Annotated in this window: 10 protein-coding genes; 5 read left to right on the top strand and 5 right to left on the bottom strand. The window is 73.6% G+C overall.

Features of this window, described 5'->3' with window-relative positions; genetic code table 11:
* Nucleotides 1-2,085 (top strand): translation initiation factor IF-2 (infB, locus tag ACK8OX_RS23460; RefSeq protein ID WP_430666697.1); only part of this gene is annotated, 2,085 nt, incomplete at its 5' end.
* Between the two features lie 74 nt (nt 2,086-2,159).
* On the top strand, nt 2,160-2,594 hold the full coding sequence (gene rbfA / locus ACK8OX_RS23455) for a 30S ribosome-binding factor RbfA (protein WP_430666696.1): 435 nt from the start codon (nt 2,160-2,162) through the stop codon (nt 2,592-2,594).
* A 3-nt stretch (nt 2,595-2,597) separates the two neighbouring features.
* Here rbfA and ACK8OX_RS23450 read toward each other — a convergent pair whose 3' ends face one another.
* Nucleotides 2,598-3,314, bottom strand: a complete 717-nt coding sequence (locus ACK8OX_RS23450) for an endonuclease III domain-containing protein (RefSeq protein ID WP_430666695.1) — start codon at nt 3,312-3,314, stop codon at nt 2,598-2,600.
* 82 nt (nt 3,315-3,396) lie between these two features.
* On the opposite strand from ACK8OX_RS23450, the gene ACK8OX_RS23445 reads away from it, so the two are divergent.
* The 3 genes from ACK8OX_RS23445 to rpsO all read left to right on the top strand — a co-directional run bounded on the left by ACK8OX_RS23445 (nt 3,397) and on the right by rpsO (nt 5,918).
* On the top strand, nt 3,397-4,413 hold the full coding sequence (locus tag ACK8OX_RS23445) for a hypothetical protein (protein WP_430666694.1): 1,017 nt from the start codon (nt 3,397-3,399) through the stop codon (nt 4,411-4,413).
* Between the two features lie 135 nt (nt 4,414-4,548).
* On the top strand, nt 4,549-5,625 hold the full coding sequence (gene truB / locus ACK8OX_RS23440) for a tRNA pseudouridine(55) synthase TruB (protein WP_430666693.1): 1,077 nt from the start codon (nt 4,549-4,551) through the stop codon (nt 5,623-5,625).
* 23 nt (nt 5,626-5,648) lie between these two features.
* A complete protein-coding gene (rpsO, locus tag ACK8OX_RS23435) occupies nt 5,649-5,918 on the top strand; it encodes a 30S ribosomal protein S15 (protein ID WP_430666692.1) in 270 nt (89 codons plus the stop codon).
* A gap of 65 nt (nt 5,919-5,983) precedes the next feature.
* Here rpsO and ACK8OX_RS23430 read toward each other — a convergent pair whose 3' ends face one another.
* The 4 genes from ACK8OX_RS23430 to ACK8OX_RS23415 form a co-directional block, all read right to left on the bottom strand.
* Nucleotides 5,984-6,178, bottom strand: a complete 195-nt coding sequence (locus ACK8OX_RS23430) for a CsbD family protein (protein WP_430666691.1) — start codon at nt 6,176-6,178, stop codon at nt 5,984-5,986.
* Between the two features lie 102 nt (nt 6,179-6,280).
* Nucleotides 6,281-7,525, bottom strand: a complete 1,245-nt coding sequence (locus tag ACK8OX_RS23425; RefSeq protein WP_430666690.1) for a NupC/NupG family nucleoside CNT transporter — start codon at nt 7,523-7,525, stop codon at nt 6,281-6,283.
* Nucleotides 7,522-8,538 (bottom strand): DNA recombination protein RmuC, encoded by a 1,017-nt coding sequence (locus ACK8OX_RS23420; RefSeq protein WP_430666689.1) that lies wholly within the window; start codon nt 8,536-8,538, stop codon nt 7,522-7,524. The genes ACK8OX_RS23425 and ACK8OX_RS23420 overlap by 4 nt, the downstream gene beginning before the upstream one ends.
* 94 nt (nt 8,539-8,632) lie before the next feature.
* Nucleotides 8,633-9,244: a carbonic anhydrase gene (locus ACK8OX_RS23415; RefSeq protein ID WP_430666688.1), complete on the bottom strand. Its 612-nt coding sequence runs from the start codon at nt 9,242-9,244 to the stop codon at nt 8,633-8,635.
* Nucleotides 9,245-9,259 lie beyond the last annotated feature (15 nt).

The raw sequence follows: 9,259 nt of genomic DNA, 5'->3' as shown, positions 1-9,259 counted from the left end.
CCCGTGCCGACCATCGCGCCGCCCGGCGACGTCACCGCGCCGTCCAAGCTGACGCTGCGTCCGCGCACGACCCGCGACGACGGCGACGACGATCGCGGCCGCCGCGCCGGCCCGCCTTCGGCCGCCGCGCGCAAGCCGGTGCAGCCGCCGGCCAAGAAGACGCTGGTCCCCTCCGACCGGCGGCGCGAGGGCCGCATCGACGTCAACGCCGCGATCGAGGGCGAGGACGAGAGGACGCGCTCCATCGCCTCCGTCCGCCGCGCGCGTGAGCGCGAGCGGCGGCAGCAGGAGCTCGCCCGTCTCCGTTCCGGCGCCGAGCGCGTGGTGCGCGACGTGGTGGTGCCGGAGACGATCACCGTCCAGGAACTCGCCAACCGCATGGCCGCCCGTGGCGGCGAGGTGGTGAAGGCGCTGTTCCGCATGGGCGTGATGGCGACGCTGACGCAGTCCATCGACGCCGACACGGCCGAACTCGTCGTCCAGGAATTCGGCCACCGCGTGAAGCGCGTGGCGGAAGGCGACGTCGAGATCGGGCTGGTGGCCGAGGAGGACACCGACACGGACATGCCGCCGCGGCCGCCGGTCGTGACGATCATGGGCCATGTCGACCACGGCAAGACGAGCCTGCTCGACGCGCTCCGCAAGACGGACGTGGCGGCGGGCGAGGCCGGCGGCATCACCCAGCACATCGGCGCCTACCAGGTGCAGGTGCCGTCGGGCGACCGCGTGACCTTCATCGACACCCCCGGCCACGCCGCCTTCACCGCCATGCGCGCCCGCGGCGCGTCGGTGACGGACATGGTGGTGCTGGTGGTGGCGGCCGATGACGGCGTGATGCCCCAGACGATCGAGGCGATCGCCCACGCCAAGGCGGCGGAGGTGCCGCTGATCGTGGCGATCAACAAGATCGACAAGCCCGGCGTGAAGCCCGACCGCGTGCGCCAGGAACTGCTCCAGCACGAGATCGTGGTGGAGAGCCTGGGCGGCGAGACGCAGGAGATCGAGGTCTCGGCCACGCAGAAGATCAACCTCGACAAGCTGCTCGAGGCGATCAGCCTGCAGGCCGAGATCCTGGACCTGCGCGCCAACCCCGACCGCGGCGCCGAAGGCACCGTGATCGAGAGCAAGCTCGATCGCGGCCGCGGCCCGGTGGCGACCGTGCTGGTCCAGAAGGGCACGCTGCGGCAGGGCGACATCGTGGTGGCCGGCGCCGAATGGGGCCGGGTGCGCGCGATGCTCGACGACAAGGGGCGGCAGTCCAAGGAAGCCGGCCCGTCGGCCCCGGTCGAGGTGCTCGGCCTCTCCGGCGTGCCGGGGGCGGGCGAGAGCTTCGTCGTGGTCGATGATGAGGCCCGCGCGCGCGAGATCAGCGAGTTCCGCACCCGCAAGGCGCGGGAGAAGCAGGTCGCCGCCATCGGCGCCGGCCGCGGCAGCCTGAACGAGATGCTGGCCCGCATCCAGGCGGGCGAGCAGAAGGAGGTCGCGGTCGTCGTCAAGGCGGACGTGCAGGGCAGCTCCGAGGCGATCGGCGTCACGCTCGGCAAGATCGGCAACGAGGAGGTGCGCGTCCGCGTGCTGCATTCGGGCGTCGGCCAGATCACCGAGACGGACATCCAGCTCGCCAAGGCGTCGGACGCGGTGGTGGTGGCCTTCAACGTCCGCGCGACCGCGCAGGCGCGGGAGCTGGCGCAGCGCGACGGGGTGGAGATCCGCTACTACTCGATCATCTACGAGGTCGCGGACGACATCGAGGAGCTGGTGCGCGGCAAGCTCGCGCCCGTGCAGCGCGAGAAGTTCCTGGGCTACGCGCAGATCCTCCAGGTCTTCGAGGTCAAGCGCATCGGCAACGTCGCCGGCTGCCGCGTGACCGAAGGCGTGGTGCGGCGCGGCTGCGGCGTGCGCCTGCTGCGCGACGGCGTGGTCATCCATCAGGGCGAGCTGTCGACCCTGCGGCGCTTCAAGGACGACGTGAAGGAAGTGACGTCCGGCTACGAATGCGGCATGGGCTTCACGAACTACAACGACATCCGCGTGGGCGACCAGATCGAGTGCTACGAGACGGAGACGGTGGCCGCGACGCTCTGATCGCGCCACCTGGTTGGAACGGCGGGGGGCGCGGTCCGGTGGGCCGCGCCCCCTTGCGTTGAAGGAGGCCCGCAATGGCCCGCAAGCATGCGCCCAAGGGTGGCGCCGAAGGTCCCTCGCAGCGGCAGCTGCGCGTCGCGGAGGAGGTGCGCCACGCGCTCTCCGCCGTCTTCACGCGGGAAACCTTCCACGACCCCGACCTGCACGACCTGCATGTCACGGTCACCGAGGTCCGCGCCTCGCCGGACCTCAAGCACATGACGGCCTTCGTCAGCGGGCTCGGCCGCGACCTGACCAAGGCGCAGTTCGCCGGCCTGCGGCGCGTCTCGCCCTTCCTGCGGCGCGAGGTGTCGCGCGCCGTGCGGCTGAAATACGCCCCCGACCTGCATTTCCAGCCGGACACGGCGCTGGACTACGCCATGAAGATCGATGCGGTGATGAAGCGGCCGGAGGTGCAGCGCGACCTTGGCCCGCAGCCCGCGCCGCCGGCGGAACAGGACGAGGGCTGATCCCTAACGCTGCGCGGTGACGCCCACCTGCCGGCACAGGCTCAGCAACGGGCAGGTGGAGCAGCGCGGCCGTTCGCCGGTGCAGACCCGCTTGCCGAAGGGCACCAGGCGTTCGTTGATCTCGATCCAGTAGCGCCGGGGCAGCGTGCGGGCCAGCGCCTCCTGCGTGCGTTCGGGCGTGCGGGCCGCCACGTAGCCCCAGCGGTTGACGATGCGGTGGACATGGATGTCCACCGAGATGGCCGCCCGCCCGAAGCCGACGCCGAGCGTCAGCGCCGCGATCTTCGGACCCACGCCGCGGAAGGCCATCAGCCCTTCCGCCGTGCCGGGCACCTCGCCGCCATGCTCCGTGGCGATGCGGCGGGACAGGTCGCGGATGTCGCGCGCCTTCGGCTCGGGGAAGGTCGCGCCGTCCAGCAGGCGGGCGATCTCCGCCTCATCCAGCGCCGCCATGGCCGCCGGTGTCCGCGCGCGGGCGAAAAGGCGCAGGCAGACGGGGATGGTCGTCTCGTCGCGGGTGCGGGCCGAGACCAGTGCCGCGACGAGCTGTTCGAAGGGCGAGCCGTGGCCGCGGTCCCGAAGGTCGAACATCGCGGCCGGGGGCAGCGCCGCGGTGGCGGCGCGCAGGCGCGCGAAGACCTCGTCGATGTCGAAGGGCTGCTTCCCCGGCGCGGCGGCGGCGGCGGGCGGTGGGGTGGCGGGGGCGGGATGCGGCACCATGGCGGCTGAACGCCGGCGTGGCCCCGGCGTCCCGCGGCGGCCGCGGCGCGTAACCCTGCTCGCCCCGCCGCGTTGGCGCGCGATGGACCTCCCGCCCCCGCCCGACCAGCCCCGCATCGGCTGGGTCTGCAACTGGCTCAGCCCCGACCTGCCGGAGAAGGAGGCAAAGGCCTTCAACTTCCGGGACACGACCGTCAGCGCCCTGCTGCGCCTGCCGCCCGCTGGCCGGGTCGAGAAGCTGCATGAGCTGCTGCGCCACAACGCCGCCGCCCTGCGCCGCCAGGTGGCGCTGACCGCCGCCCTGCCGCCCGGCCAGCGCGCCATGCGCATCGCCAGCCACGCCCTGCCCACCTACACCCACCCCGAGACCCGCCCCCTCTACGACGAGCCCGCGATCCGCGAGGTGGTGGAGGCGCTGTTCCCCCCCGTCGGCGCGCTGGCGGCGGCCGGGGATGTCCGGCTCTCGACCCATCCCGGGCAGTTCTGCCTGCTGACCTCCACCCGGCCGGAGGTGCTGGACAGCTCGATCGACGAGATCGAGTACCACACCGAGCTGTTCCGCCTGCTCGGCCTCGCCGGCGGCTGGCACCGGCGGGGGACGCACATCAACATCCATGGCGGCGCGAAGGCGCCGGGCATCGCCGCCTTCCGCGCCGGCTTCGCCCGCCTGTCGGAAGCCGCGCGCGGCCTGCTGACAGTGGAGAATGACGAGGTGGCCTACGGCCTCGACGACCTGCTGCCGCTGGCGGACACGCTGCCCGTGGTGCTGGACCTGCACCACCACTGGGTGGCGACGGGGGAGTACGTCCGGCCCGACGACCCGCGCATCGCCCCCGTCGCGGCGTCCTGGCGGGGCATCCGGCCGATGGCGCATGTCAGCGCCCCGCGCGAGGAACACGCGGCGCTGACCGGCGACGCGCTGCCCGACCACGCCGCGCTGCTGGCCGCGGGCGTCACCGCGCGGGACCTGCGGGCGCATTCCGCACGGCTCTGGAACCCCGCCCATGCGGCCTGGGCGCGCGCGCATCTGGCCTGGACGGACCTGGAGGTGGAGGCGAAGGACAAGAATCTGGCCAGCTCCGCCTTCGCGGCGGGGTGATGCGGCTGCCGGTTCCGTGCTAACGGCCCGCCCTTCGATGGTGGGCCGCGGCAGGCCGGCAGCGCGACGACGGCGCCGCCCCCCGACCCTTCCCGCACCGGCGGGGAGGGGAGCAGAGTGCGACTGGAGTCCTGGATGAGCGAGATCGTGGACCGTGGCGGCCGTGGCCGTCCCGGCGGTGGCGGGCATGGCGGCGGCCGGAACGGCGGCCGCCATGGGGGCGGGCGCGGGCCGGGCCGGCCCGGCGGGCGGCCGAACCGCAAGCCGAAGGGCGTCGCGCTCGATGGCTGGCTCATCATCGACAAGCCGTCCGGCATCGGCAGCACCGATGTGGTCAACCGCGTGAAGCGCGCCTTCGATGCCCAGAAGGCCGGGCATGGCGGCACGCTGGACCCGCTGGCGACGGGGCTGCTGCCGGTCGCCTTCGGGGCGGCCACCAAGACCGTCCCCTACGTCATGGACGGCACCAAGACCTACCGCTTCACGCTGCGCTTCGGCGAGGCGCGGGACACCGACGACGCCGACGGCCAGGTGACCGCCACCTCCGACGCGCGCCCGACGGACGAGGAGATCCAGGCGGCGCTGCCCGCCTTCCGCGGCGACATCATGCAGGTCCCGCCCGCCTATTCCGCCATCAAAATTGGCGGCGAACGCGCCTATGACCTGGCGCGGGAAGGCCAGGCGGTGGAGATCGCGCCGCGGCCCGCCCGCATCGACCGCTTCGACCTGGTGGAGCGGGTGGATGCCGACACCGCCATCTTCCACGTCGAATCCGGCAAGGGCGTCTACATGCGCTCCCTCGCGCGGGACCTGGCGCGGGCCTGCGGCACGGTGGGGCACATCGCCGCGCTGCGGCGCCTGCGGGTCGGCCCCTTCCGCGAGGAGCACGCGATTCCCCTGGACAGGGTCGCCGCTTCGGGCGATACCCCGCCCCCTTCCCCGGACCTCCTGCTTCCGGTGACGACCGCGCTGGCCGACATCCCGGCACTGGCCGTCACGGAGGACGAGGCCGCCCGTCTCATGCAGGGCCAGGCGATCAGCCTGGTGGACCTGATGGGCCGGGTTCCCCGCGAAGCCGATCCCGAAGGGGGCCTGCTGCGCGCGATGGCGGGGGGGCGTCTGCTCGGGCTGTGCCGCCTGGAAGCCGGATGGATGCAGCCCGAGCGGCTGATCCAGAACGGCCCCGGCGATGCGCCGGCGGGCGATTCCTGACCCCCAACGCGAAGGAGTTCGCGATGTCGATCCCCGCGGAGCGCCGTGCGGCGCTTATCAAGGACTATGCCGTCAAGCCCGGCGACACCGGCAGCCCCGAGGTGCAGGTCGCCCTGCTGTCGGAGCGGATCGCCAGCCTCACCGAGCACCTGAAGGCGCACAACAAGGACTTCCACAGCCGTCGTGGCCTGCTGGTCCTGGTCGGCCAGCGCCGCGGCCTGCTCGACTACGTGAAGCGGAAGGACCGGGCACGCTACGAGAGCCTGATCGGCCGCCTCGGCCTGCGCCGCTGAACCGGCGCCTGCCGCAACCGACATGAGAAAGGCCGGGAGGGGCGACCCCTCCCGGCCTTCTTCATTCAGATCCGGTCCTTGCCGTCGATCGCGTCGCGCACCGCGTCCTTGGCGCCGCCAACGGTGCTCTGCACCTTGCCCTTGGCCTTGTCGGCCCGGCCCTCGGCTTCCAGGCTCGCATCGCCCGTGGCCTCGCCGATGCCCTGCTTGATGCTGCCCTTCACCTTGTTGGCGGCACCCGCGATCCGGTCCTTGTCCATGCGGCGTCTCCCTTCATTCCCGCGGCGGGCTTGCCGCGTCGGGTGGGAAACGCCCCGGGCGGCGCGGGGTTCAGCCGGCCAGCGGGGGCGCGGCCCGCGCCCTCAGGGGGGTGTCAGCATCCCCACCACGGCGCCCGTCATGCAGCAGGCGATGCTGGCCGAGACGAGGGAGGGAAGGCCGAGCCGCACGATCTCCTCCCGCCGCTCCGGGCACATCGAGACGAGGCCGCCGAGCATGATCCCGAGCGAGCCGAAATTGGTGAAGCCGCAGAGCGCATAGGCAAGGATCAGCCGCGAGCGCGGATCGAGGCCGAGCCCGCCGCCCGACGCCATCTCCAGATAGGCGACGAACTCGTTCACCACCACCTTCACGCCGAGCGACTGCGCGACGATGCCCGCCTGCTCCGCCGGCACGCCCATGGCGAGGGCGAGCGGCCAGAAGGCCAGTGCGGCGACGCGCTGCAGGGTCAGCCCCGTCAGCGGCTCCAGCGCCATGTTCGCCAGCGCGACCAGCGCCACGAAGACCACCAGCATCGCCATGATGCCGAGCAGCAGCGTCAGCCCGTCGCCCGTGCCGCGCACGACCGCGTCCATCGTGCTGTCGTAGAGCCGCGGCGGCGCCGCATCCTCCGCCGCGGGCGGCGCCCCCGTCTCCGGGATCATCAGCAGCGCGGCCAGCACCGCCGCGGGGGCGGCGACCAGGCTCGCGGTCAGCAACTGGCCCGCGGCGTCGGGCACGACGGGCGAGATCATGAGCGCATAGACCACCAGCATGTTGCCGCTGATGGTGGCGAGCCCGCCGGTCATCACCACGAACAGCCCCGCGCGGGACAGCTTCGCCAGCCAGGGCCGGATCAGCAGCGGCGCCTCCACCATGCCCACGAAGACATTGGCGGCGGTGGCGAAGGCGGTGGCGCCGTCGAGGCCGAGCGCGCCGCGCAGCCCGCGCGAGAGGACGGAGACGACGGCCGGCAGCACCCGCCAGTGGTACAGCACGGCCGACAGCGCCCCCACCACCAGCACCAGCGGCAGCGCCTGGAAGAACAGGATGAAGCTGGCCCCCGGCCTGACCTCGGCGAAGGGCAGGGGGCCGCCGCCGAGATAGCCGAAGACCAGCGCCGTGCCCTGCCGCGTCGCCTCCGCCAGCGCGGCCACGCCGTCGCCCAGCAGCGCGAAGGCGGCGCGCAGCGGCGGGACGTGCAGCAGCGCCGCGGCGAGAGCGACCTGCAACGCCAGCCCAGCCCCCACCACCCGCCACCGCACCGGCCGCCGGCAGCCGCCGAGCAGCCAGGCGAGCAGGCAGAGCGCCAGCAGGCCGACCGCAGATTGCAGCTGGAGCGCGGTCACTCCGCCGCCCTCCTCGGTGCCTCGTCGGGGATGTCGAGGGCGCGGATCGCCTCGCCCCGGCGTGCGATCTTCTCGGCCGTCGTCTCGATCTCGCGCATGTCCTGGCCCATCGCGGCGTGGTGGACGCGCAGCGCGGCGACGCGGCGTTCCAGCCGTGCCGTCTCCTCGGCGAGCTTCTCGACCTCGCCCCGGATGCGCCGGGCCTCCGATTGCAGCCGGGCGTCGCGCAGCAGGCCGCGCATGGTGTTCAGCACGGCCCAGAGCGTGGAGGGGCCGACGATGTGGACGCCCCGGCGCGCGGCCTCGGCCACCAGCTCGGCGAAGCGCGCCTGCAGGGCGGCGTGCACCGCCTCGGACGGCAGGAACATCAGCGCGCCTTCCGCCGTCTCCCCCGCGATCAGGTATTTCGTCGCGATGTCGTCGACATGCCGGCGGATGTCGGCGGCGAAGCGGCGGCGGGCGGCGGCGCTGTCGCCGTCCTGCATCGCGGCCCAGGATTCCAGCGGGAACTTGCTGTCCACCACGATCGGGCCGGGCGGGAAGGGCAGGGTCACCAGGCAGTCGCAGCGCGTGCCGTTGGAAAGCGTGTGCTGCCAGCGGAAGCCGTCGGGCGGCAGCCGGTCCGCGATCAGCTCGCGCAGCTGCACCTCGCCCAGCGCGCCGCGCGCCTGCTTGTTGCCGAGCACGGCGGCGAGCGAGGTGACCTGCCCGCCCAGCGCCTCGAGGTTGGCGCGCGCCGCATCGATGACGGCAAGCCGCTGCTGGATCGCGCCCGCCGTCTCCTGCGTGCGTTCCGCCGCGAGGTCGAGCCGCGCGGCCAGCGCGCGCTCCTGCTCACGCAGCCGGTCCTCGGTGCGGGCGGCCAGGCGGTCCTGCGCGGCGGCCAGCGCCTCGATCCCGGCCGACAGCCGCGCCAGGTCGTCGGCCCGCCGGCCGCGCCACGCGGCGAGCAGCAGCAGGCCAGCGGCCAGCACCGCCGATGCGATCAGGGCGGGGGGAAGCCAGTCGGGCATGTCAGGGGCGGCGGCGCCGGGGCGCCACCGGGACGTGCGGAATCCTCATGCGGGCGGCAGCCTCCCCGAGTCGCGGGGGCGAGTCTCGCACGGATCAAGCCGGCCGGAACGCGCCCGTCGCGGGGTCCAGCAGCACCAGCCGCCCCGTGGCCACCCCGAAATGCGCCCCGTGCAGCGCGAGCCGCCCGGCCGCCACCGCTTCCGCCACCCAGGGGAAGGTCATGAGGTTGGCGAGGGAGATGCGCACCGCCTCGTGCTCGCAGGCTTCCTGCGCGGCCTCGGGCGTGTCGCAGCGGAAGGCGGCCTGGCGGGCCTGTTCCGCGATGCCGATCCAGCCGGCCACGAAATCCCCCGCCGCCGCCGGCACGCCGTCCAGCAGCGCGCGGATGCCGCCGCACAGCGCGTGGCCCATGACCACGAGGTTGGCGACGCCCAGCACCCGCACGCCGAATTCCACCGCCGCGCTGGTGCCGTGGAAGGCGGCGTCGGGCATGTAGGGCGGCACCAGGTTGGCCACGTTCCGCACCACGAACAGCTCCCCCGGCGCGGCGGAGAAGATCATCTGAGGGTCCACGCGGCTGTCGGAACAGGCGATGACCATGGTGCGGGGCCGCTGGCCCTGCGCGGCCAGCGCCTCGAACCGGGCGCGCTGCTGCGGCCAGGTGTCCTCGCGGAAGCGCCGGTAGCCGTCGAGGAGGCGGTTCATGGGGCGTGGCGTGGC

Source organism: Falsiroseomonas sp. CW058 (genome assembly GCF_050563535.1).
In the GTDB taxonomy this organism is placed as follows: domain Bacteria; phylum Pseudomonadota; class Alphaproteobacteria; order Acetobacterales; family Acetobacteraceae; genus Falsiroseomonas.
The sequence above is the reverse complement of the archived record's forward strand: the minus strand, read 5'-3'. Positions and strand labels throughout refer to the sequence as shown.